This window comes from Thalassotalea ponticola (assembly GCF_041379045.1).
In the GTDB taxonomy this organism is placed as follows: domain Bacteria; phylum Pseudomonadota; class Gammaproteobacteria; order Enterobacterales; family Alteromonadaceae; genus Thalassotalea_A; species Thalassotalea_A ponticola.
The window spans coordinates 2,326,653-2,351,210 of the sequence record NZ_CP166871.1 but is presented as its reverse complement, the minus strand read 5'-3'; the positions used below and the strand labels follow the sequence as shown (position 1 = coordinate 2,351,210).

23 protein-coding genes are annotated in these 24,558 nt (G+C 44.8%); 7 read left to right on the top strand and 16 right to left on the bottom strand.

Going from position 1 to position 24,558, the window contains the following annotated elements; genetic code table 11:
• Positions 1-188 precede the first annotated feature (188 nt).
• From ACAY30_RS10190 to ACAY30_RS10175, 4 genes are read left to right on the top strand one after another with little or no spacing between them, the layout of a single operon-like run.
• On the top strand, positions 189-3,872 hold the full coding sequence (locus ACAY30_RS10190; RefSeq protein ID WP_290251443.1) for an ATP-binding protein: 3,684 nt from the start codon (positions 189-191) through the stop codon (positions 3,870-3,872).
• A 20-nt stretch (positions 3,873-3,892) separates the two neighbouring features.
• Positions 3,893-4,504: a hypothetical protein gene (locus ACAY30_RS10185; protein ID WP_290251446.1), complete on the top strand. Its 612-nt coding sequence runs from the start codon at positions 3,893-3,895 to the stop codon at positions 4,502-4,504.
• Complete coding sequence (locus ACAY30_RS10180; RefSeq protein ID WP_290251442.1) at positions 4,501-5,721, top strand: phosphoenolpyruvate carboxylase; 1,221 nt, start codon at positions 4,501-4,503, stop codon at positions 5,719-5,721. Before ACAY30_RS10185 ends, ACAY30_RS10180 begins: the two co-directional genes overlap by 4 nt.
• A 2-nt stretch (positions 5,722-5,723) precedes the next feature.
• Positions 5,724-6,158, top strand: coding sequence for an HNH endonuclease (locus ACAY30_RS10175; protein ID WP_290251441.1), 435 nt, complete (start codon positions 5,724-5,726; stop codon positions 6,156-6,158).
• Between the two features lie 15 nt (positions 6,159-6,173).
• Here the strand turns inward: ACAY30_RS10175 and ACAY30_RS10170 are convergent, their stop codons facing one another.
• Positions 6,174-6,893 (bottom strand): Sir2 family NAD-dependent protein deacetylase, encoded by a 720-nt coding sequence (locus tag ACAY30_RS10170; RefSeq protein WP_290251440.1) that lies wholly within the window; start codon positions 6,891-6,893, stop codon positions 6,174-6,176.
• Between the two features lie 239 nt (positions 6,894-7,132).
• Here ACAY30_RS10170 and katG point away from each other — a divergent pair, with 239 nt between their 5' ends.
• The 3 genes from katG (at position 7,133) to ACAY30_RS10155 (ending at position 11,267) form a co-directional block, all read left to right on the top strand.
• Positions 7,133-9,310, top strand: coding sequence for a catalase/peroxidase HPI (gene katG / locus ACAY30_RS10165; RefSeq protein ID WP_290251445.1), 2,178 nt, complete (start codon positions 7,133-7,135; stop codon positions 9,308-9,310).
• Between the two features lie 160 nt (positions 9,311-9,470).
• Positions 9,471-10,043, top strand: a complete 573-nt coding sequence (locus ACAY30_RS10160; protein ID WP_290251439.1) for a tRNA-(ms[2]io[6]A)-hydroxylase — start codon at positions 9,471-9,473, stop codon at positions 10,041-10,043.
• A gap of 33 nt (positions 10,044-10,076) precedes the next feature.
• A complete protein-coding gene (locus ACAY30_RS10155) occupies positions 10,077-11,267 on the top strand; it encodes a hypothetical protein (protein WP_290251438.1) in 1,191 nt (396 codons plus the stop codon).
• Between the two features lie 34 nt (positions 11,268-11,301).
• On the opposite strand, the gene ACAY30_RS10150 is transcribed toward ACAY30_RS10155, so the two are convergent.
• From ACAY30_RS10150 to holA, 15 genes are all read right to left on the bottom strand, one after another.
• Positions 11,302-11,601, bottom strand: coding sequence for a hypothetical protein (locus ACAY30_RS10150; protein ID WP_290251437.1), 300 nt, complete (start codon positions 11,599-11,601; stop codon positions 11,302-11,304).
• A gap of 274 nt (positions 11,602-11,875) precedes the next feature.
• Positions 11,876-12,532 carry a 3-oxoacid CoA-transferase subunit B gene (locus ACAY30_RS10145; RefSeq protein WP_290251436.1) on the bottom strand — a complete coding sequence of 219 codons (657 nt, stop codon included), beginning with the start codon at positions 12,530-12,532 and terminating at the stop codon, positions 11,876-11,878.
• A 12-nt stretch (positions 12,533-12,544) separates the two neighbouring features.
• Complete coding sequence (locus ACAY30_RS10140) at positions 12,545-13,246, bottom strand: CoA transferase subunit A (RefSeq protein ID WP_290251435.1); 702 nt, start codon at positions 13,244-13,246, stop codon at positions 12,545-12,547.
• 344 nt (positions 13,247-13,590) lie between these two features.
• The gene (gene lipA, locus ACAY30_RS10135) at positions 13,591-14,574 is read right to left on the bottom strand and encodes a lipoyl synthase (protein ID WP_290251434.1); all 984 of its coding nucleotides are present in this window, start codon (positions 14,572-14,574) and stop codon (positions 13,591-13,593) included.
• Positions 14,571-15,227, bottom strand: coding sequence for a lipoyl(octanoyl) transferase LipB (lipB, locus tag ACAY30_RS10130; protein ID WP_290251433.1), 657 nt, complete (start codon positions 15,225-15,227; stop codon positions 14,571-14,573). Before lipB ends, lipA begins: the two co-directional genes overlap by 4 nt.
• 100 nt (positions 15,228-15,327) lie before the next feature.
• Positions 15,328-15,591, bottom strand: a complete 264-nt coding sequence (ybeD, locus tag ACAY30_RS10125; RefSeq protein WP_290251432.1) for a DUF493 family protein YbeD — start codon at positions 15,589-15,591, stop codon at positions 15,328-15,330.
• Positions 15,592-15,681: 90 nt separating this feature from the next.
• Entirely contained in the window at positions 15,682-16,458 is a 777-nt protein-coding gene (locus ACAY30_RS10120) for an aminotransferase class IV (RefSeq protein ID WP_290251431.1), read from the bottom strand.
• A 93-nt stretch (positions 16,459-16,551) separates the two neighbouring features.
• The gene (locus tag ACAY30_RS10115; RefSeq protein WP_290251430.1) at positions 16,552-17,721 is read right to left on the bottom strand and encodes a serine hydrolase; all 1,170 of its coding nucleotides are present in this window, start codon (positions 17,719-17,721) and stop codon (positions 16,552-16,554) included.
• A 184-nt stretch (positions 17,722-17,905) separates the two neighbouring features.
• On the bottom strand, positions 17,906-18,784 hold the full coding sequence (locus ACAY30_RS10110; RefSeq protein ID WP_290251429.1) for a septal ring lytic transglycosylase RlpA family protein: 879 nt from the start codon (positions 18,782-18,784) through the stop codon (positions 17,906-17,908).
• A 74-nt stretch (positions 18,785-18,858) separates the two neighbouring features.
• Positions 18,859-19,980 carry a rod shape-determining protein RodA gene (gene rodA / locus ACAY30_RS10105; protein WP_290251428.1) on the bottom strand — a complete coding sequence of 374 codons (1,122 nt, stop codon included), beginning with the start codon at positions 19,978-19,980 and terminating at the stop codon, positions 18,859-18,861.
• Positions 19,980-21,938, bottom strand: coding sequence for a penicillin-binding protein 2 (gene mrdA, locus ACAY30_RS10100; RefSeq protein WP_290251427.1), 1,959 nt, complete (start codon positions 21,936-21,938; stop codon positions 19,980-19,982). Before mrdA ends, rodA begins: the two co-directional genes overlap by 1 nt.
• 6 nt (positions 21,939-21,944) lie before the next feature.
• On the bottom strand, positions 21,945-22,415 hold the full coding sequence (gene rlmH, locus ACAY30_RS10095) for a 23S rRNA (pseudouridine(1915)-N(3))-methyltransferase RlmH (RefSeq protein WP_290251426.1): 471 nt from the start codon (positions 22,413-22,415) through the stop codon (positions 21,945-21,947).
• 3 nt (positions 22,416-22,418) lie between these two features.
• Positions 22,419-22,742, bottom strand: a complete 324-nt coding sequence (gene rsfS, locus ACAY30_RS10090) for a ribosome silencing factor (protein ID WP_290251425.1) — start codon at positions 22,740-22,742, stop codon at positions 22,419-22,421.
• A gap of 90 nt (positions 22,743-22,832) precedes the next feature.
• The gene (nadD, locus tag ACAY30_RS10085; RefSeq protein ID WP_290251424.1) at positions 22,833-23,483 is read right to left on the bottom strand and encodes a nicotinate-nucleotide adenylyltransferase; all 651 of its coding nucleotides are present in this window, start codon (positions 23,481-23,483) and stop codon (positions 22,833-22,835) included.
• A gap of 20 nt (positions 23,484-23,503) precedes the next feature.
• On the bottom strand, positions 23,504-24,553 hold the full coding sequence (holA, locus tag ACAY30_RS10080; RefSeq protein ID WP_290251423.1) for a DNA polymerase III subunit delta: 1,050 nt from the start codon (positions 24,551-24,553) through the stop codon (positions 23,504-23,506).
• Between the last annotated feature and the right edge of the window lie 5 nt (positions 24,554-24,558).

Genomic DNA, 24,558 nt, shown 5'->3' with positions numbered 1-24,558 from the left:
AGCTGTTAAATTAACGCTCACTCAATAGTGGCTAATGATAGAGTCGTTTGAATGACCAGCTTTTATACAATCTTACTGACATCTTCCGACAAACGCTACAAGCGAAGCAATTAGCTGGATGTTTCGGTTTACAAGGCTGGCTACCGCTTTTAAGATAAGGCAATTGTAGAAATTAGGCTAATCGAATTATGTCAGGCTTACAACGGATCATTTTGATCGACACTCACCTTCCAGGGCTGGTAGAACTTAAACTCAGCGGACATACCAATATTTGTGGCACCAATGCCTCCGGTAAGACCACATTGCAACGTCTCGTACCGGTGTTTTTTGGTGAATCACCCAACAAGGTAGTTCCCGCCACACGCGATAACTTTCAAAAGTGGTATTTGCCACGCGAGTCTAGTTACATAATTTATGAGTATCAACGAATTGATCAACAGGTGTGTATGGCGGTGTTGACGTCCTCTGCAACTGGCGTTCAATATCGTTTTATCGAAAAGCCTTTCAACGTTAATGACTTTATTGGTGACGATCTTTCTGGCAAGCGCTCTATTGGTGTGAGTGAAGTGGTAAAAGCCTGTAAACGCGAAGGTGTGGCAGTTACCAAGGCATTAAATACCAAAGAGTTTAAGGCTGTGATTCAAAATGACCGTGCGATGATGAATAACAGCAGTCATAAACGCGACTTGGTCAATGCGGCGCGTTTGTTTAGCCTATGTGAGCACAATGCTAAATTACGCCATATTGAAAAGCTGATTAAAGCGGTTCATTCGAAAGAAGGTAAAATGGAAACCATCAAGGCGATGATCGCTGCAATCTTAGAAGAAGATGGCGTTCAAACTCCGAGTAGTAAAATTTCCAAGTCGCAAGTAGAAGATTGGCGTAAGGAGTGCTCTCTGATCCGCCAATTTGACGAGTTGATGCCACAATATGACAAGTTGAAACAAGTTAATGCTGGGGTTGAACACAGCGAGCAACGCTTGGCACAGTTACAGCATCAATTGAGTAATGATTACTCGATTTTGGCCGAGGCAATTGTTAAAGCACAAAGTGATCAGCAATTGTACAAAGAAAAATTGACTGCACTCAATGCTGAGTTTGACGCTACTCGAGATCAGTTAAATCGAGATATATCTGTCGCTAAGGCGGATGTCTCTAGCGCCGAGCAACACCTTGATAAAATCGAAGATGATTTTAATGGTTGGCAAGATCGCAATATTGAACAGCACAAATTAAATATTGATCGGATCCCATCATGGCAATCACAGCTTCAGTCGGCTAGTGAACAGCACGCCTTGTTGACAGCAGAGCATCAAGATATTGAAGCGGCTTACCACAAACGACAAGCCGAACTTGAGAAAAAACAAAGCAAAAGTATTGCTCAGTTGTCCCAACTTAAGGATACGATTACAGCAGAACTGCAAGGCCAACAAAGGTTAGAAAATGATGCCTTACATCAGTTAAAGTTGCAGCAAGACAACAAGTATCAACGCATCGTTAGTGACTTTGACGCTCAACTGCAACAGGCAAACATGGCGTTGCAAAAACTCACCACTGAAATAGAACTTAGTGGTCCAACTACACAAGAGCAGCAAGCGATGGCGCAACTTGAAGCGCGTATTGAAGAAGCACAGCGCGAAGAAGATGTGCTACGCGAGCAACTGACAAAGAAACAAGAGCAGACTCAGCAATTGAAGTATCAACAAATCGCTGTTCATGAACAATTGCAAAAAGCGTCTCTCAAAGTAAAGCAAGCGCAAGCAAAAGTTGATGAAGTCGACTCGTGGTTAAACCCAGGTGAACGCACACTGTTACAGTTTTTGCGCAACGAATGCCAAGGTTGGCAAGATAACCTGGGTAAGCTTATCGATCCAAGTTTACTCAATCGCAGCGATTTGTCGCCGGTATTAAGCGATGATCATCAAACCCAAAATACCTTGTTTGGCGTATGCGTTGATACGAGCGTGATTGAAGAAAGTGAACTATTGCAATCACAGGCAGAGCTCGAACAACAACTGCAACTGGCACAACAGCAGTTGACCCAGGTAATTAACGAAAAGCAACAGTTATCTAAGCAGTTAGAGGAATTGAATAGTCAAGTTAACAATGCTCAAAACGACTGCACAGCGTTAACATCCAAATGTCAATTTAAACAGCAAGCGCGTCTGCGAGTCCAGGAAGAAAAAACACAATTGCGCGCCGAGCAAAAGCAAGCGTTATTGGAACGCAAACAAAAGCGTCAAAAAGAGCTTGTCAACGAGCAAAGTAAAATTGATAAACTGACGCTCAATAAAGCACAAGCGATAGATGAGCACAAAGATGCGTGTCACGATGAGAAGATGGAGCACGAGCTGCATTGGCAACAAATTATCAATGATATTCAGCAAAAGCTCGATAATGCCAATGGGCAAATTGATGATGCAAAACAACAATATAAGTTAGGTGTGAAAGCGGCTAAAAAGTGGTACCAAGATGAATTGGCCAATCGAGAGGTTGACGTTGAACAAATCGCGCTATTGAAACAGCAAATTACCGAATTGTCGGAACAAATCGAGGTGACCAATAAGCACCGCGATAGTGTTGCTGAGTACCTGCGCTGGTATGATTTAGTGTTCAGCAAACAAAAAGCGCAATACTTACAACAACTGGCAAAAGCAAAAGATAACAAGGCTAACAGTGAACGCCAACTTGCGAATCAGCAAAGTAACTATCGGCAGCAAAAGCAACAATACCAAGAACAATTGCAACAACTCGACAAAGCATTGAGCGAGCAAAATGAGTTAGTAAAACAGATCAATCAAATAAAACAGCAGTATGCTCTTGTTAAGTTGCCAACCATCGCCGCTCAGCAAGAGTCGGGAACCGTTGCCTCGCGGGTTAGTGAAGCGAGTGAATTATTCAGCCAACATCGTCAAGCGTTGCAGCAGATTGATGATTACGTTCACTATTTTGACAATGCGATTGGTCAAAAATCCGGTATTAGTTTAACCGAAACATGGGAGCGGGCACGCAGTGAATGCCAGATCGAGAACGGTCAAGGCATTATGGTCTTAGACTGTCGTAAAATGGTTAAAGAGCTCGATCTGCTATTAACCGTTATGGTTCCTCAGCACTTGGAAGGTGTGCGCAATAACGGTTTAAACTTTGGTAATGATTTAACTCAATATTACAATATTCTCGCCGACATAGATAAACGTATCGCGGCGCAATCGCGACGCATATCAAAACAAGTCGATCAAGAATTGTTTTTAGATGGTGTCAGTGAGTCGAGCGTAAAAATTCGTTCTCGGATCAGTGAGTTTGACTTTTGGCCTACGCTGCAAAAATTTAATAAGTTACATCAGCAGTGGCTAGCTGACGAGTCCGCAGTTTTGCCTGATGAAGACTATATGTTAACTATTCGAGAAGTATTGGATGTGCTCGGACGTGCGACAATGACTGGCGGTGTTGGTCAATTACTTGATATCGAACTGCATTTAAAAGAAGGCAATTCAAATCTCGTTATCCGTACTGATCGACAACTAAATGAATCGTCGAGTCACGGTATGGCTTACCTTATCTTGTGTAAGTTCTTATTGGCTTTCACTCGTCTGCTCCGAGGTGATTCAAAGGCCGTGATTCATTGGCCAATAGATGAAATCGGTACATTGGCAAATAAGAATGTGAAGAAAATATTTGATGCTTGTGCAGCCAATAATATCAGTGTGCTCGGAGCCTTTCCGAACCCTGAGTCTGATGTGCTGCACTTCTTTAAAAATCGCTACTTAATTGACAAGAATGCAACAACACAAAAGTTGCGCATGGTACAACCGAAAGTAAACCCTATTGCCGAAAAGCTTAAGCAGCGCCGAGCGCAGGAGGTAGCACTGTGATCAGTTTACAAGGACAAATAATGGAAACACTGCTCAGCGGTGGCTTTATTTGTAAAACCAGTAACGAATTAGCGTTTCAATATCTGCAAAATAGTGAACATTGTGAGGAACTCGAACGCACGTTAAATACGATGAACCGGACAATCGCCACAGCTAATGAAGGCAGTGTGATATTTTGCGCCTATCAGGCCATTGGTGAGCAAGAGCGCAAACACGTTGCCAGCCAATTTAGAGAGACGGCAGGCTCGTTACTTCCCTTGGTTGAGTGGTTAGTGCTTGTACAAGAGGCGAGGGGCGACAATGCACCGCTATCGGAAGGCAAAGTGATCCGCTTAAATGAACTGCAAACGGTTATAGAGGATACGCCTGCGTTTGCAGAGCAATTAGCGAAAATTGCCCGATATGGTTTGTTCAACTCAATGAGTAGTGCCATTGATGGCCAGCTAAAACAAATATTCAAGCGTTTAGTCGACTTAGGCTATTTGCTGCGCCCTAACCCGGATACTCAAATCTACTTGGTCACAGGTAAAGTAGATTATGTATTTGATGTCATTCGCTTTATTGATGAGGCTGAAAATTTAGGTCTAGAGCAACAGGCTGAAATGGCAATCGAGCAGGGAGACTTACTGTGAGCTCACAGTTAACTACCAGTGGCGTAAAACTGTTAAAAGCCTTGGCCAAGCATGCCGATATCATTATGCAAGGGTATGTATCTGGTCGAGTAAGCGAGCTTGATTTTGACATTGCTGCGTTAGAGAAGTTGATGGATCTGGGAGTGCTTTGGCGACCCGAGCCGGGAGAAGATCTGCGCTTGCGCAGTTCAATGCGCGCCCTGTTAGAAAATAGCTTAAAAGACGAGCGAAATCGTCAACTTGATGCCAATGTGGGCTCAAAGTTGGCAACCATTAAGACCGTCACTAAGCACTATAAAGAAGCACTGCATCGTCATGCGCACAGTGAAGCGGAAGTGTTTTTAGAAGATTTAGCCGAGCAAGTATACACCTTAGTCGATAGTTTAAAGTCCAATGTGAGAAGTTTGTGGCGACGTATTCACAATGAATTTGGTTACGTGGCTTCGATTAACGCTAAGATTCGCGAAAATGAATTAGCGCAAAGCCAATTGACACAAATGCGCCAGCAACTAGAAATGTTTCAGTTTAACGAACTAGCCGATTTGGCGGGATCGAATCGAGAGCTGCGTCGTTTGTTGGTCGTGCAATTGCAAAAAAGCCACACCGAAATAGGGCAAGAGTTGAGTGTTGCACAAGCAAAACTTATTGATTTACTGGGTAAATTTAGACAGTACCTACACCGATCACAATTGTTAAAGGGCTTTGTCTTACACCATCAACAAAAGCCTGATTATCGGCTTAACGATTACGGCGCATTGCATAATATTCCCGAACTGTTCAATCAGGCGAAGGTCATTATGCAACCCGCGAGCGTTGATGTGAATAACATTGAACACGAACACGCTTTTACTGATATTGTTAATCGTATCAAACAAGTGCGTCACAGTCGCAGTGAGAATCAGCAGCAACGGCAAGCGCAAAATTTTGAGGTTACCGATATTGAGGGGATTGATCTTGAAGACGATGGTTTAAAGCAATCGGTTGAGCAATACTTTGTCCATATTATTGATTGTGCAGCGCCCATCTCGGCACTTGAGTACCACCATCAGCACGGTCTTGAATTTGATCAAGAAGTCTGGGTTTATGCCGTTATTAATGGCTTTACTGGGCTTAGCGAAGATGAGCAAGATTTCTTTGAAATCGACTCTTTTGGACGACCAGATCCGATTTTTACAGGTAACTTTATCATTGAAGATGTGTCGTTAGGACTGCGTTAGCGATGACTCAGGTAACCTATATTTTAAACGGTAAAACGCAGCGTAAACAATACGTTGATGATAAACGAGCGCATACCCATATTTACAAATGGTTGGTTAAACACGCAAAGACGGTAAGTAAACAGGCCATATTGTATTCAATCAATAACGGCCCAACAACGTTTAGCAGAGCTGAAGACGTACCGTATAGTGAACAAAATAACACGCCTAATTTTTATTTAACGCCTCAGTGGAAAGAGCTTCGCGTGCAAGCGTTAGAGCGAGATAAATCGCGTTGTAAGTTATGCGGTGCAAGTGCCAGCGAAAGCAAGCTCGAAGTCAACCACATAAAAGAACGAGCCAAATACCCAGAGCTGGAACTTGAGCTGTCTAACCTCGAGACCCTGTGCGAACACTGCCACCAAGCTAAGACAAGTCGATTTAACCGAAAAACGTAGTATCTGTAACCGCGATTACAACTGAATGTAGTCACTTGCTTTCATACGGTGGTAAGTGACCTTGGCGTAGTCAATTTTGATCGGATTTGGGTCGACAATTTCAATGTTTATTTGCTTACTGATTGCCGCGCGCAACGCCATTTGCGTAATATTGACGCTAAACGAGGTGCCCATAAATATCATTTTATCGGCGTTGTACATCCGTTGTTCCGCCTCGCTTATACGGTACAACTCGGTATAGTACTCGTCAAACAACAGCACATAAGGCTTATAGGAAAAGTTTAGTTCGGGCTGCTGACTCGTTTTATTAATGCGAAAGATATCTAATAGCGATTCCGTCAAGTGCTGCTCGTCAACCTCATCCCAAGGCGTGGGTAGCGTTTCAACATGCTGGTCTTGGGGATGGTATAAGGTCATTTGATCAAGGCGTCCGTGAATAGCAATATAATCTTTATTACCCGCCTTAGCATCTAAACCATCGATGTTTTGGGTGATTAAATTTTTATCACGTAGCCAATGATGAACGACATTAGGTCCGTGATGTCGGTAACTGGCAAAACGGTGGTAATACCATTTTAGAAATTCAACAGGATTGTGTTCATACATGGCACGGGTGGCCATTTCCATCGGGGTGTAATTGACACTGCCAATGGTCCAGAAACCGTCTTCACCGCGGAAGGTGGGAATACCGGATTCGGCACTTACGCCTGCGCCGGTAATATATAATGTCATCATCTGTATTTTCTACTTTCATTCTTGTCGATTTGCCGTCTATTGGTCGCAAATTTGCTCTATACGTTAGCTACCCGTAGCGGTGCAGTGATAATTAAATTTATCAATTAAGACAATTAATTAATTTAATTTTACAAAAAAATAACAGGTTTTCTATACTCAATACGCAAGACTCTATTTCAGCTAGGAGAGAACAAATGGTATTGAGACAGTTTCCGTTGGCGATTACCGCGTGTGCCGTGATGCTGTTTACGTCAGTGGCGTCGAATCAAGCACTCGCCATAACAAAAGCAAAAGACAATAAATTTTGGTGGCCAGAACAACTCAACCTGAGCCCATTGCGACAGCACGACCCAGCATCAAACCCTTACGGCGCAGACTTTGATTACGCCAAAGAGTTTGCAACATTAGACTTGAGTGCGGTAAAAAAAGACATCGAAAAAGTGTTAAAAACGTCGCAAGATTGGTGGCCGGCCGATTGGGGACATTACGGTCCCTTTATGATCCGCATGGCGTGGCACAGCGCGGGTGTTTATCGCGTTCACGATGGTCGCGGTGGAGCCGCTGGTGGGCAACAGCGCTTCGACCCGCTAAATAGCTGGCCTGATAACGCAAACCTCGATAAAGCGCGACGTTTACTTTGGCCGGTTAAGCAAAAATACGGTCGCAAGCTTTCTTGGGCGGACTTAATGATTTTAGCCGGTAATGTATCGCTCGAATCGATGGGCTTTAAAACCTTTGGTTTTGCCGGAGGGCGCGCCGATGATTGGGAGCCAGATTTGGTTTATTGGGGCCCTGAAGAAGCGTTTTTAGAAGACCAGCGCCGCGATGACAAAGGCAAGTTGAAAGGGCCATTGGCAGCCGTTCAAATGGGGCTTATCTACGTCAATCCAGAAGGCCCAAATGGCAACCCTGACCCACTGCTTGCCGCGCAAGATATTCGCATGTCATTTGGCCGAATGGCGATGAATGATGAAGAGATTGTCGCTTTAATTGCCGGTGGTCACACGTTTGGTAAGACCCATGGCGCGCGAAGTCCCAAAGACTGTGTAGGCAAGGAGCCCGCGGCCGGAGCTATTGAAGACCAAGGTTTTGGTTGGAAAAACACATGTGGTAAAGGTAACGCTGAAGATACTATCACCAGTGGTCTTGAAGGTGCATGGACCGTCACGCCTACCCAGTGGTCAACAAACTTTTTAGATAACTTGATGAACTTTACCTGGGTTAAGAGTAAAAGTCCGGCGGGGGCGGTTCAGTGGATCCCAGACGATGAGGCAGCAAAAGACCTAGTTCCTGACGCTCATGTGAAGGGTAAGCGAAACCCACCGGTGATGCTCACCACTGACTTGGCATTGAAAAAAGATCCTGAGTTTCGAAAAATTGTCGAGCGCTTTCGGCAAGACCCTAGCCAGTACGAGTTGGCGTTTGCTAAAGCATGGTTTAAGCTAACTCATCGCGATATGGGGCCTCGTGCGCGTTATGTAGGTAGCGAAGTACCCAGTGAGACATTGCTTTGGCAAGACCCAGTTCCAAAATTTGATAGCCCGCTAGTGGGCGATGGCGACATCTCTCGTTTGAAGTCGGCTATTTTGAAATCGGGCGTTGATAACGCCGCACTTATTCGCACTGCATGGGCATCCGCCTCTACTCATCGGGTTACGGATATGCGCGGTGGTGCTAATGGTGCGCGTATTCGCTTGCAACCGCAAATAAACTGGGACGTCAACAACCCAGACGAATTGAAGCAAGTACTTAAAGCGCTGAGCAAAGTACAAGCTGACTTCAACGACAAATCGTCAAATGCCCAAGTATCGCTTGCTGACGTGATTGTGTTAGCTGGTGCCGCAGCGATAGAAGACGCGGCTAAAAAAGCGGGTATGAGTGTTAAGGTGCCGTTTTCTGCGGGACGTGCTGATGTCAGTCAGGAGCTGACCGACGTTGAATCGTTCTCATACTTAGAGCCGAAAGCGGATGCATTTCGCAATTACTATCACCAAGACAGTTATATGAGTCCGGTGGAAATGATGGTTGATAAAGCTAATTTGTTGGGCTTAAACGTTCCGGAAATGACGGTGTTAATCGGCGGTATGCGCGTACTGGGTGCGAACGTAGATGGCAGCAATCTGGGTGTATTAACGGACGAACCTGGGGCTCTTGATAATGCATTCTTTGTTAACTTACTTGATATGTCGACTTTTTGGGAAAAAGGAGGTAGTGATGGCTTGTACGTCGGCAAAGATCGCAAATCAGGTAAAGTAAAATGGACAGCCACACCCGTTGATTTGATCTTTGGCTCTAACTCAGAGCTCAGAGCCGTAGCTGAGGTTTACGCAAGCAATGACGGCGATGAAAAGTTTGTTGAAGACTTTGTCAAAGCTTGGGTTAAGGTGATGCGTCTCGATCGATTTGACATGAAATAACCTATATAGGATGGGAAAGGCATCGAGCTTCGGCTCGGTGGCTTTTTTATTTGGCTAACCTATCACCACGGGAGTCGAACGGTGAATCATCGATTTAATCTATAACCTTGCCTCAATTGCGTGTAAAATAACGCGTATCGTAAGTTGTAATTAGATTAGTATGTTTGAATTAAAATATCACACGCCAAAAGAGTGGGCTGAAGTGGCGCTCAAAGACTTTGACGCCTTCTTACAAGATCATGCCGCCGCAGAGAAAAAAGCGTCAGGCATGGCAATGTCGATGTTATCTCATTATCCCGATCGACAAAAATTAGTGCGCGCAATGACGGATTTGGCTTTAGAAGAGCTGATCCACTTTAAACAAGTATTAAAGTTGATGACCGCGCGCAACGTGATTCAGGCGAATGATCAAAAAGATATGTACATTCATCAGATCCGCACGTTGTTTCGTCGTGGGCGTGACGAGTTTTTACTAGATAGATTGTTGGTTGCCGGTGTTATTGAAGCGCGCGGTCACGAGCGTTTCGCATTAATTGCTGAAGCCTTGCCTGAAGGTCGCGACAAGAAGTTTTACGACGACATCGCCAAATCAGAAGAAAAGCACAAAAATTTATTTGTTGAGTTGGCACTAGAGTACTTCCCTGAAGACGAAGTTTACAGCCGCTTAGAAGAAATTCTTATTGCCGAAGCTGAAATTTGCGAGAAGCTGCCATTTCGAGCGGCCTTGCATTAATAGGCAGCGTGCTACTTCTGTCGCGGAGGCGTTGTGACTAATAGGCAAAAGGTAATAAGTAAATACTTACACAGCTATGCTGAACGTGAAGTTTCATTGTTATCATCATTTGATGGCACTAGTATCCAGCCTTTTGAGCACGTAATTGTCATCCCTGCCTTTAAAGAAAGCGATGATTTTGTGCATCGTTTTTTTCGCTCTGCACTGGCCCAACAACGAACCCTGATGGTCGTCGTGGTAAACCAACCTCAATCAGTCAGCGGTTCTAAACCACAACGGGAGCTATTTGATAGCTGCAGTATGTTGGGGGAGGAGGTTTTTCACAACGATTCTATTCGTCTGATTGAGGTGGCAGACACACACAGTGCCATTTTATTGGTTGATCGGTTTAGTGACCCCATTGCAAATAACCAGGGCGTTGGCTTAGCGCGAAAAATTGGTTGTGATTTGGCGGTGGAAATGATTGCAAAAGGTCTTATCAAGAATCGTTTTATTCATTCAACCGATGCCGATGCAACCCTGCCAGAGAATTACTTCGTAGCAGCAACCCAAGCCTCTGATTCGGTTGTTGCCTTAGGCTTTGACTTTAAACATCAATGTGATGATGTCTTGGTCCATCGCGCCAATTCGCTTTACGAACAGGCTCTGCGCTATTACGTTAAAGGACTACAACAGGCAGGCAGTCGATATGCTTTTTTTACCATTGGCAGCACTCTTGCGTTTGATTGTTTGGCATATTGTCAATGCCGAGGGTTTCCTAAACGCAGCGCAGGAGAAGATTTTTATCTAGTAAACAAGCTGGTAAAATTAGGAGATTATCACTTTGCCGATGAAGTGGTGATTCAACTACAAGCCAGAAAATCTGATAGAGTCCCGTTTGGTACAGGGCCAGCGGTCATCAAAATCATTGAATTGATGGCTACGGGACAAGATTATCATTACTATCACCCTAAGGTATTTGTCGAGCTCGGTTTAGTATTATCGGCCTTTACCAATCTGTACTCCCATCGTCAGCAACTGGATAATTGGTACAGTCAGTTGTCATCAACCACCGCTCAAACATTGCGCGACATTGGGCTAAGCGATTTTGTGTTAAGTCAAAGTTCAGTAACCGAAGTCCAATTTACTAAGCAATTACACAACTATTTTGATGCTTTTAAAACGCTAAAATTTATTCACGGGCTTCGCTGTAGTGCGTATCCAGACGTTCCGTTTGATCATTAGCACCAGCGCCCAACTCATTGATATATCCGTCTAGTTAATCTATCGGCTTGTCAGTGTTGAGCTTTACCGGGCTAACAATAATAAAAATACTCATCCAAAAGCTTACAAGAGTAACGCTAATGACGACAGTGTTTCTAATGAGTTGATCTTCGATTGATACCGTTGCCAACAGTAATAAAAATAACGTACCGAAGTTCAGTATGGCTATCGATACCCATTGCAGAAAACTTCCCGGGTAGCTTTTGTTTTCGCAGGCTTTGCAGGTAATGAAAGACGATGAGAAAATTTCTTTTCTGCTCAGTTGATGAGCACAATATGGACAGCTATTTTTCATACTAAATTCCCTGTGTTTATTTTCCCTGTTCGCAAGCCGACTGTTTAATGGCCTGATATGGCGCTGCTTGACTCAAAGCCCGACAAGGCAGCCAATAGCGAGTGCTAATTTACTTAAATCATATAAAAAGTCAAAGCTAGATTGGGGGATGTTGAAGTAAACGACTTCAGAACCAGGTATGTATCGAATAAAAAGGATCTAATAACTTAGATCCTTTTTCAATCTAGCAATTTAGCTAAGCACATCAGGCTTAGTCTTATAGGCTATGTAACGGTTAAAACCGCATCTCTGGAACGTTATCTGGTACCACTAACTCACCGGCGGTTAAGTTAACGATCTCTTCTACGCTAACGCCAGGTGCGCGCTCTAGTAAATGAAACTTTCCGTCTTTAATTTCAATAAAGGCCAAGTCGGTTAGTACTTTTTTGATACAGCCTTTACCGGTTAACGGTAGGGTACACTGCGGTAGTAATTTAGACTCACCGTGCTTTGAGGCGTGGGTCATAGTAACAATAATGTTGTCGGCACCGGCGACTAAGTCCATTGCCCCTCCCATGCCTTTTATTAATTTACCGGGGATCATATAGGAAGCAATATTACCGTTAACGTCGACTTCAAACGCACCAAGTACCGTTAGGTCAACATGGCCACCGCGGATCATGGCGAAGGATTCTGCACTGTCAAACAGCGAGGCGCCTTTGGCCATGGTTACCGTTTGTTTGCCGGCGTTGATCAAATCCGCATCAATCTCGTCTTCAGTTGGGAAAGGGCCCATACCCAACAAGCCGTTTTCAGACTGCAGCATCACCTCCATACCTTCAGGTACGTAGTTTGCGACGAGTGTAGGAATACCGATGCCTAAGTTGACGTAATATCCATCTTGTAGCTCTTGAGCCACGCGCATTGCTAATTGTTCACGAGTTAAAGCCATTTTTTGTTCTCCTTATTTCGCACGCACAGTACGTTGTTCAATGCGCTTCTCAAAGTTACCTTTGATTAAGCGGTTAACGTAAATACCTGGGGTGTGAATTTCGTTTGGATCAAGCTCTCCTGCCTCAACGATTTCTTCTACTTCAACCACGGTTATTTTGCCTGCGGTTGCCGCCATTGGGTTAAAGTTGCGTGCGGTATGACGATACACTAAATTGCCATAGGTATCCGCTTTCCACGCTTTGACGATGGCAAAGTCACCTGTGATAGATTCTTCAAGGATATAATCACGGCCATTAAATTGACGCTCTTCTTTACCTTCGGCAACTGGTGTACCGAAACCGGTGGCGGTAAAAAATGCAGGGATACCGGCACCACCTGCGCGCATTTTTTCAGCAAGCGTACCTTGTGGTGTTAATTCAACATCTAACTCGCCAGCCATCATTTGGCGTTCAAATTCGGCATTTTCGCCAACATACGAGGCAATAATTTTTTTAATTTGTCGGTTCGGTAACAGTAAACCTAGGCCAAAGTCATCAACGCCACAGTTATTTGATACCACGGTGAGGTCCTTGGTTTGTTGTTTAACGATTTGTTTGATTAGATTTTCTGGAATACCACATAAGCCAAAACCGCCAGCGATAACGGTCATCCCGTCTTCCAAACCAGCCATAGCTTCTTCGTAAGAATTTACGACTTTATTAAATCCAGCCATTTATGTTCCCCATATCATGTTAGTGCCACCTTGTGTGGCGTGTCGTTAGTATGATTACGACGGTCATTTTTTGTAGACCTTAAGCTACCTAAATTAGCTTGTTAACACAATGTTTATCAGCGTAACTACTACTAAAGAACCGGAAATAAATGTGGACAGATATACAGGAGGTCAATTAGCTGTATGTACGCCAACGATGAAATAAAGACGTGGTTGAGTGACGGTGAATTTGGTTACTGTCACGTATTGGACTGAAATTAACCGAGGATGTACATAAAGACGGCATAAAAAAGGGCAGATACTCGGTTATATCTGCCCCTCTTGTGATAAATGGCTACCTAGCCTTACTTAACTTCTTCACCAGCCGCTTGTTTGTCGGCGTGATAAGAGCTGCGTACAAGAGGTCCACAGGCAGCGTGTTCAAAGCCCATCTTCATTGCTTCTTGACGGAACATTTCAAACTCGTCAGGGTGCACATAACGCTCTACTGGTAAGTGGTGCTTACTCGGTTGTAGATATTGACCAATGGTAAGCATGGTCACACCATGGGCTCGCAAGTCGCGCATCACCTCGAGAATTTCTTCGTTGGTTTCGCCTAGGCCAACCATTAAACCTGATTTGGTTGGTACGTTAGGGTTCGCTTCACCAAATTTTTTCAACAAGTCTAAAGACCATTGATAATTTGCGCCCGGGCGTGCTTTTTTGTATAAGCGCGGTGCTGTTTCCATATTGTGGTTGAACACATGTGGCGGATTTGCGTTTAGAATTTCCAACGCGCGATCCATGCGACCACGGAAGTCTGGCACTAAAATTTCCACTTTCGTATGCGGCGCATGTTCGCCAATTTCACGGATACAGTCAGCAAATTGCTGAGCGCCACCATCGCGCAAGTCATCTCGGTCAACCGAGGTGATCACCACATATTTGAGCGCCATGTCTTTTAACGTCATAGCCAGTTTCTTCGGCTCTTCAGCGTCAGGTGCCAACGGGCGTCCGTGGCCAACATCACAAAATGGACAACGTCGAGTACAAATATCACCGAGGATCATGAACGTCGCTGTACCGTGGTTGAAACACTCCGCTAGGTTAGGGCATGAGGCTTCTTCACATACTGAGTGCAAACCACCTTTGCGCAAGCCTGCTTTTACTTTGTCGATATTTTCACTGGTACGAGGTAACTTTATTTTTAGCCATTCAGGCTTGCGCAGCATGGTTTCGCGTTCAGATGGAATGACCTGAATGGGAATGTGTTGCATTTTGTCAGCATCGCGTAGCTTAGTACCCGCTGCAAGTTTTGACGTTTTTAAACGCTCGCTGGTGTTACTCATAAATTATCTAAACCTGTTTTGTATTCAACATTGCTTGCATTAAGTAATTGCTGCAACTCTAACTGTAATCTTTCACCCGCCTCGGTGACATTATCTGGACCACCGAGATCCACTGTTTGGGTCATTTCTAAACCAGCATAACCGCATGGGTTAATGCGTAAAAAAGGTGACATATCCATATTGATGTTGATGGCTAAACCGTGGAATGAGCACCCTTTGCGCACGCGAAGGCCAAGTGATGCGATCTTTTTTTGCTCGACATAAACGCCTGGAGCATCGGCTTTAGCGTAGGCTTCAATGTTGTAGTGGGCAAGGGTGTTAATGATGCCTTGCTCGATCAATGTGACTAGCTCACGCACACCCATCTTGCGTTTACGCAGGTTAATCATAAAGTAGATCACTTGTTGGCCGGGTCCGTGGTAGGTTACTTGCCCACCGCGATCCACTTGCACCACCGGAATATCTCCGGGCATCAACAAATGTTCTTCTTTACCGGCTTGGCCTTGGGTAAATACCGCAGGGTGTTCAACGAGCCACAATTCATCAACGACGTCTTGATCCCGTTGATCAGTAAATTGTTGCATTGCACGCCATACGGTTTCGTAGTCGACCGTGCCAAGTTGGCGAATAACCAGAGGGTAGCTCACATTCATTCCAAAGTTAAAAATTAGGCGGCTATTATAGCCATATAACGGCAAAGATCCAGTCAACTGGCGCCGATCAAAAGGTAATCCAAAGCGGTTAAATCACACCTTAGAGTACGTATCTTACTTCTTCAATCGCAGATAGCTCTTTATAGAGTTTTTCAATGTGTTCTTGGCTATGGACAGTGACGCGTACAGATACCGAGTGATAGGTACCTTTACTACTTGGTTTAATGGTAGGAGCGTAATCGCCTGGTGTGTCGCTTTGTAATACAGCAACAACAAGATCCGGCAGATGAGGTACCGCAACGCCCATTACTTTGAAATTAAACACATAAGGGAATTCAATAATTTTATCGAATCTAGCTTTCATATAAATCTCTTTACCTAGCCGCAGGGGCAAATTAACTAAAACGCAGGTGGGTAAACTCACTTCTCCAGAATGATATCTGGTGGCAATTGCTCACGAATTAGTTATTAAGTCGCGTTTGAATTGCTGAAATAGAGTAAATACGTACTTACTCATCGGGCCTACACCGCCATGGCCGATTATTTTATCATCAATTTGTATGACAGGGGAAATTTCTCTGCTCGAAGAGCTAATCCACACTTCATCGGCCGTTAGCAACTGGTCTATATGGATGCGTTGTTGGTGTATTTCAAGGTGTGCTCGATGACAAAGTTCAATAATTAAATCACGGGTGATGCCCCCTAAGATGAGATGGCTTTTCTCAGGAGTATAAATTCGCCCATCTTTAACCATAAATACGTTGGTGCTCGCCCCTTCGGTAACGACGTGGTCACGGTGCAGTATTGCTTCGTCAAAGCCAAGGGCACTGGCCTGATTACTGAGCATGATATTGGCTAATAAGGCGGTGCTTTTGATATCGCAATGTTGCCACCGAGAATCCGCGAGCAAGGTCACCTTACTGCAAGTAATTGTTTGTTGGTCGGTGGTCAAAGGCAACGTCATAAGCAACACAGTCGGTTGCACATCCGAGTCATAAACATGCTGGCGCTGTTGGTTACAACCTCGGGTGACTTGAATGTAAATAGATAAGTGACCGCCGCCATTTTTATCGATCAGTTGGTCAATCAGATGTTGCCATTGTTTGTCGGTGTAAGGGGAGGGAATACCGACTTGCGCTAACCCATCGCAAAGGCGAACGAGGTGTTGGGGCAGGCGAAAAGGCTTGCCTTGATAGGCGGGAATAACCTCGTAGACACCGTCAGCAAACAAAAATCCGCGGTCGAGTACCGATATTTTTGCTTGCTGTTTAGCGAGCCATTCGCCATTTAAAAATACGGTGTCCAGGAGGTGCTTCCTTAACAGTTATAAGTTTTTGAATAGCAACATAATGTAGTCAAGTAAACGAGAAAAAATGCTGCCTTCATTGACTTCTTGTAAAGTAACGAGTGGGTAATTAGCCACTTCATCACCGTTGAGTTGCAGTGAAACTGTGCCAACAACATCGCCTTTTGCTAACGGTGCCGTTAATTGGCGATCTAAGGTCACTTTGGCTTCGAGGTTTTTCTGTTGTCCGCGAGGAATGGTAATCGCCACATCAGATAAAATGCCCAAGTCGACTTCTTCAATGTCTCCCATCCACACGCGGTTGGTGGCAAAGCTTTCTCCAGCAGAGTAAGGGGTTATTGTTTCGAAAAATCTAAAGCCGTAATTGAGCAACTTTTTACTTTCAATTTTACGCGCTTGCTCGCTGTCAGTGCCCATAACGACGGTGACTAAGCGCATATCGCCTTTGGTTGCGCTAGTGACTAGATTGTAGCCCGCTTTCGAGTGGTGGCCCGTTTTTAAGCCGTCAACGTTTAAGCTTTTATCCCAAAGTAAGCTATTGCGGTTGTATTGCTTGATGTTGTTGTAGGTAAATGATTTCTGCTTGTAGATGGCATACTCTTCTGGCACGTCGTCAATTAATGCACTAGCCAGCGTAGCCATATCACGTGGCGTGGTATAGTGCTCAGTGCCACTTAAGCCGTGTGAGTTTTCAAAGTGTGAACCGTTCATACCGAGCTGTTGTGCGTAGGCGTTCATCATATCGGCAAATGCGCCTTCACTGCCCGCGATATGCTCAGCCATAGCGACACAAGCATCATTACCCGAGGCAACAATAATTCCCTGGTTAAGTAGACTTACCGGAACTTCAGTGCCAACTTCGATAAACATTTTTGACGAGTCAGGATAGTTTTTAGCCCAAGCGTTTTCACTGATCAAGACTTTGTCGTCGTTGCTGATATTACCTGATTGAATTTCGCGACCAATAATGTAACTGGTCATCATTTTAGTCAGTGATGCCGGCTCGAGTTGAATGTCGGCGTTGCCTTCAGCAATAACGTGACCGGTAACGTGATCAATGAGAATGAAACCTTCAGCATTGATTTGCGGTGGATCTGGGATGATGGTTTTAGCGCTTGCTAACGTCGCGGTTGCCGTTAAAGCAACAGCAGACAGAACGTTAATGATTTTATTAGCTGATTTGCTCATTATAAACCTGTATTTATTATATTTGAAAAGAGTATTCAAAACGCTCACTATTATTGACTTTATTGTGAACGAACGACGTGCAAAATTGACGAATAGTATAGCAACATTAGTCCTGTTGTTAAGACCATTTGCGCTTATTTTTGCACCTCTTCGGTTTTTTTCTATGGACCTAGGCAAATATTCGTTATTTTAATGCAAATAACGGATAAGCTTCGGTATAGCCTTGGTTGTGTAAGCTCGCCAGTAATTGTTCGGCGTGTTTAGCTTGTGATATTGGTCCTATTTGTACGCGGTAAAGTTCATTATTTTCACTTAAATTAACCGGTACTTGCAGTAAAAATGACAAACCTTTTACCGTGTTGTCAGCCAGTGTTTTATTACGGGTGACTAAAACGTGAATATACGGCTTGAACAGGGCTGTGGCGCTAGGTGCTTTTTCGCCGGGGTTGTCTAGTTGCGGCGTTGTTTTAGCGCTGCTGATAAGCGTAGCTGGAGTGCCTTGAGGTTCGCCGTTATCATCACCGATAAACTTGGCTAGGTTGGTTTTGGTAATGGCCTCAACTTTTACCCGGGCTGTGCCTTTATCGAGCATACCGAGTTTATAAGCGGCGCTGTATGACAAATCAATTAACCTGTCTTGGTGGAACGGACCGCGGTCGTTGACTCGAACAATAACCTTGCGCTGATTGTCCAAATTGGTGACTTGCACGTAGGTGGGCAGTGGCAGCGCTTTGTGAGCGGCCGAAAAGCCATACATGTCGTAAACTTCGCCATTTGAGGTTAAGTGACCGTGAAACTTTTCTCCATACCACGAGGCAATACCCGATTCGGTGTAACCCTCTGCCGATGTCATGACTTGGTAGTCAATACCAAACACTTGATAATCTTTGTTGCCACCGCGACTTTTAGCAACGACTTTCGGTAGCGGTTCAATTAATTCCTGTTGATTTGGCAATCTAGAGGGAATGCTGTCGTGTTGTTGCGAGTAGCGTGATGACTGAGACGATTGACAACCGATAAGGGTAAAGCAGACTGCGCTAATAAAGCTGATATACGGCTTCATAATCTATATTCTTGTTAGTGTTATCAGAGTTTGTTATCAAACTATAAAGCGCAGTAGTCATAAGTACAACCGTTTTACGACGAAATTAATCGACGATGGGTACTGATCCCCATGAGAATTCCGAAGCTTGCCATCAGAGTTACCATCGAGGTACCGCCGTAGCTTACTAACGGCAGGGGAACCCCCACAACCGGAAGCAGTCCAGAAACCATACCGATATTAACAAACACATAGACGAAAAAGGTCAGTGTTAAACTGCCGGCGAGTAACTTGGTAAATGCTTCTTGTGCATTTAAGGCAATCCACAAGCCTCTCATGACGATAAAAAGGTAAATGGCGAGTAGCGCAATTACGCCGATTAAACCAAACTCTTCACTGAATACGGAAAAAATAAAGTCGGTGTGTCGCTCCGGTAAAAACTCCAGTTGCGATTGGGTGCCCTGCAACCAACCTTTGCCTTCAAAGCCACCCGAGCCGATGGCAATTTTCGACTGAATAATATGGTAACCAGAGCCCAATGGATCTTGTTCTGGGTTTAGAAACGTGAGCACGCGCTGCTTTTGATAGTCGCGCATCAAAAACATCCACAACACCGGCAAAAACGCCGACAAAAGAGCAGCACAAACACCAATTAACCGCCAACTCGCCCCGGCCAAAAACAGAACGAAAATACCCGAGCTTGCAATGAGCAATGACGTCCCTAAGTCAGGTTGCTTGGCAATCATTAGCGTTGGCATCATAACCAAAATGAAAGCGATGATAATATGCTTGGTTTTCGACGGTAATTCGTATTGCGAAATAAACCAAGCGATGGTCATAGGTACTACTAACTTTAATACCTCTGACGGTTGAAATTTCATAAAGCCTAAATCGAGCCAACGCTGTGCGCCCTTGCCAACATGACCAAACAGCAATACCGCCAATAGCATCAGCAAACCAATGATGAAGGCGACAATGGCCCAGCGCTGGTAAACAATGGGAGGTACTTGGGCCACGGCAAACATGACTACCAAACCAACGCCCAAGCGAATTAATTGGCGTATCACCAAGTCGGTGTCTTGTCCCCCCGCACTGTAGATAACCATCAAGCCCAGCCCCATAAGCGTTAGCAGCCCAAGTAGTAAGGGCAGGTCGATGTGCAACCGAGTGAGAAGCGGCTTCTTTTTGGTTTCGTCTTTACCTGTATTGCGGATCATTAGTTACGGTTACTCTGGTTATTGTTAGTTAACGCTCGGTTAGAAAAATACTGGTCCATGATCTGTCGTGCAACCGGACCAGCGTTTGAACCACCACCGCCAACAGCGACGTTTTCAATGGCAATGGCTACTACAATTTCCGGTGCTTCATGTGGTGCGTAGGCAATAAACATGGCGTTGTCGCGCTGGTTTTCCGATATTTTACTGGCATCGTATTCGACGTCTTGTGCTCGACCAACCACTTCGCCGGTTCCAGATTTACCGGCAGCGCGATAGTCGGTACCTAAAAAGGCGTTATATCCGGTGCCAGCCGGTTTGCGCACGGTAGCGCGCATACTTTCTAAAATGATGTCCCAGTTTTTGTCATTGTTGAGTACCACCGGTGGTTTTTCATTTATGCTAAAGCCGCGATTTATTAGAGCCTCGGGACTATCTGTCAGTGCACGAGTAATATTGGTTGGCTCGCTGGCGGAATACACAGCACTGTCACCTTGGTGGATTTGCGCGACAAAATGGGGTTCGATCACCTTGCCTTTGTTGACTAAAATACTGGTCGCTTGCGCTAATTGAATCGGAGTAACGGTCCAATATCCCTGACCGATACCAATATTTATGGTATCGCCGTGATACCAGGGTTGATTTACCCGTGCGCGTTTCCAGCCGCGACTTGGCAGTATAGCCGAGGTCTCTTCGTGGATGTCAATACCGGTGCTTTCGCCAAAGCCAAACTTGGCCATGTTTTCACTGATTCTATCGACGCCAAGTTTATAAGCTAAATCATAAAAATAGGTGTTACATGAGCGCATAACCGCTTCTTCAAGCGTCACCCAACCGTGGCCCCATTTTAAGTGGTCGCGATATTTTCGCGTACCGTTTTTAAGTTGGAACCAACCCGGATCCCAAATCTTTGAATGTAAGGTGATCAGGTTTTCGTCTAACCCTATCAAGCCCAAAAATGGTTTGATGGTCGAAGCTGGTGGATAGGTTCCTTGGGTAGCGCGATTAATCAACGGTCTATCGGGATTATTTAAATTTTTATAGTCCTTTGACGAAATTCCGTGAACAAACAAGTTACCGTCATAACTCGGATTTGAGTACAGCGCTAAAATGCCACCGTCGCGCGGGTCTAAGGCCACAACCGCGCCGCGTTTGCCGGCTAAGGCTCGCTTGGCGATCATTTGCAGCTCAATATCTAAGCTTAAGGTAAGGTCTTTACCGGAAACAGGCGGAGTGTAATTGAGGGTTCGCAAGATGCGTCCGCGGTTGTTTACTTCAACCTCTTGATAGCCCATTTTACCGTGCAGGATATCTTCGTAGTAGCGCTCTAGTCCGAGTTTGCCAATATCGCGGGTGGCTTTGTACTCTTCGGCTTTGCCTTGCTGCTCTAAATTGAGTAAATCTTTGCGGTTTATTTTGGCGACGTAGCCGAGCGAGTGCGTGGTCAGTTCGCCAAACGGGTAATAGCGTTTTAGTCGTGCATCAATAATTACCCCTGGTAAGCGATGCAAATTAACCGAGACTTTGGCAACTTGCTGTTCGTCTAATCGGGAGATCAGTTCGAGAGGTTTAAAGCGTCGTTTATAACGCATCGATTCAATGAAGTTTTGCTTTTGCTCTTCGTCGATATCGATAATTTGGCCCAAATCAGTAAGGGTTTGCTCAATATCATCAACCTGCTCAGGAATGATAGCCAGGCTGTAAACGGGACGGTTCTCGGCGAGCAGTACGCCATTTCGATCGTAAATCAGGCCGCGATTAGGGGCAACGGGTAACAGTTTTATCCGATTTTGATTTGAGCGCGTTTGATACTTTTCATAGCTGTTTATCTGCATGTCGTAGACATTGTTAAACAATATCAAAATCATCACCAAAACGCCGATAAAGGTGATCAAAGTACGACGAGCAAACAGGTTCGCCTCTGCACTATGATTTTTTATAGTGACCCGTTTAACTGCCAAGGCGAATTACTCCCGGTGATAGGGGTGATTGTTATTAATGCTCCAGGCGCGATACAAGCTCTCAGCAACAATAACTCGGACCATTGGGTGAGGTAGGGTTAACGGTGAGAGCGACCACTTTTGCTCTGAAGCCTTAATACAAGCCGGCGCCAATCCCTCTGGTCCACCGACCAGAAGAGCCACGTCACGGCCATCCATTTGCCAGCTGGCCAAATGTTTTGCTAATTGCGGTGTGGTCCACGGCTTGCCTTCGACTTCTAAAGTAACAATACGCGCGCCTTTGGGAACCGCAGCGAGTGTTTGCTCACCTTCTTTTTCAAGAATTCTGGCTATATCGGCATTTTTACCGCGTTTACCCGGCGTGATTTCAATCAAATCGAAGCTTACGTCGCGCTCAAAGCGACGAGCGTATTGGTTAAAACCTTCGGTGATCCAGTTAGGCATCTTGGTACCCACAGCAATTAGCGTGATGCGCATAATTTAATCTTCGCCCCAAAGCTTTTCAAGTTGATATAAATCGCGGGTTTCATCAATCATAACGTGAACGATAACATCACCTAAGTCAAGTAATGCCCATTCGCCAATATCGGTGCCCTCTAACCCTAGTGGGGTGACATCGGTGTGCTTTATTTGGGTGTGAAGGTTGTCAACAATTGACTTTACATGACGGGTAGAGTTACCTGAACAGATCACCATGACGTCGGTAAAGCTCGCCTTATCGCGCACATCGATGGTAACGATATCACGAGCTTTCATGTTGTCTAATTCATTGTTAACAAAGTCAACTAATTGTTCTGTGTGCAAACTAATTCCTTACTTAAAACGTTGCTGTCACCTAAGTCGTTGTGACGGTTTAATCGGTTATTGATTGTGCTATTTTAGCGACAAGCTCGCTTAATTTACAGAGTCAATCAACTGATAAAGGTTATTTTCTCTGATATATTTGCAGATGTAGTCCGGTAAATAGGCCGAGACATCTTGCTGCTGTGCGATAGATTGCCGAATTTGGGTTGAGGAAATATCTATCTGGCAGGTATCAACTAACAATATGCCACCGGCGGGTCTAGCGAGCACTTGTTCAACGTCGGTCGTCAATCGCTGTACAAGTGGTGAGTCGGACATGGCTGTGAGGGCATAGCCAGGACGAGTACTAACAACAAAGTGACAGTGCTGTAATAACCGATCGATTTGGTACCACGTATGTAAATTTAACAGTGAGTCAGTGCCAATGAAAAAGAACAATTGAGCATTGTCGTATTCAGTGGCCAATTCAACGATAGAATTAATGGTGTACGAGGCTTGTTGACGGTTTAGTTCGCGGCTATCACAGACAAACAAGGGCTCGTTTTGACAGACCAATTTGACCATGGCGAGTCGGTGGCCGCTGGTGGCATGTGCATTGGCCTTGTGTGGCGGAATGTTTGCAGGCATCAGCCGAATTTGCTCTAATTCCAACGCTTGGGCTAAATCTTTACAAGGCGTAATATGTCCAAAGTGAATGGGGTCGAAAGTGCCGCCAAAGATGCCGATGCGATGTGGTGCCATAGGGGGATACCTTCGCCTTATTAGCTTTCGTAGTCGAGGGATAAGGCGCGAAGCGTCTCACCTTGGTACAAACTAACACAGACGTCGCTGAGCAAGATAAAGGCATCAAAGTCACTCGCCGTTTTACTGATCAAATCGACCTGCGCCAGTCGCTTTTTCGCTCGTTGGACGTTACTTAAACTGATCGAGCGCAATGCGTTTTGATACAATGGCTTTTTCTTATCCCAAACTTTAAACTGCTTGAACAGTTGCTCGAGCGATTGTCCTTGTCGATGTTGAAGGTGCATTTTTTCCAATTGAGCCAATTGGCTGTGAATAACCCAAACCAGTTGGCCTGCAGCAATCCCCTCGTGCTTCATCTGAGTGAGCATATCCATTATATGGTGTAAATTACCACCAAGTAGGGCGTCTGTCAGTTGAAAGGGGGTAAACTTAGACTGCTTTGTTAACAGGGTCTCAAGTAATGGCGCGTCAATGTGCTGTGAATCATAGAGCAACTGCAGTTTTTCTAACTCTTGGGCCAACGCAGGCGTATTACCGGCGTAAAAATCGATTAACAATTGCTGTGCTTGTTGACTCATGTTCAACCGCAAACGCTGACATTGTTGCGACAGCCAAATAGTTAACCCCTTCCCCTCCAACTCGTACAAGGGAAGGTAACAACCGTGTTGACTTAGACTTTTAAACCATTTTTTATTTGTCGTTGCCGCATCTAACTTTTGACCGTGTAAAATCAGTAAAACATCACTTTGACCTTGACTTTGCAACTCGGCAATCTGTTGCAAGATTTGAGCGCTAGCTTGATCAACTTTTGCCGTTACCATGTCGACTTCAATGATCCGCAAGCTAGAAAACAAACTCATGCTATTGATTTCGTTCAAGATGTCACTAAAGTTAAACGACGGTTCAACCGTAAAGCGAATCAGTTCATCGTAGCCTTGTGCTTTTGCCGTTGACTTTATCTGTGCTAATGCGTCATTTTTTTGCCAAGGCTCATCACCGAAAACTAAATAAGTAGGTAACAATGTTTTATGTAACTGGTTGCTTAGCTGGCTGTGGTATATGCGCATCAACA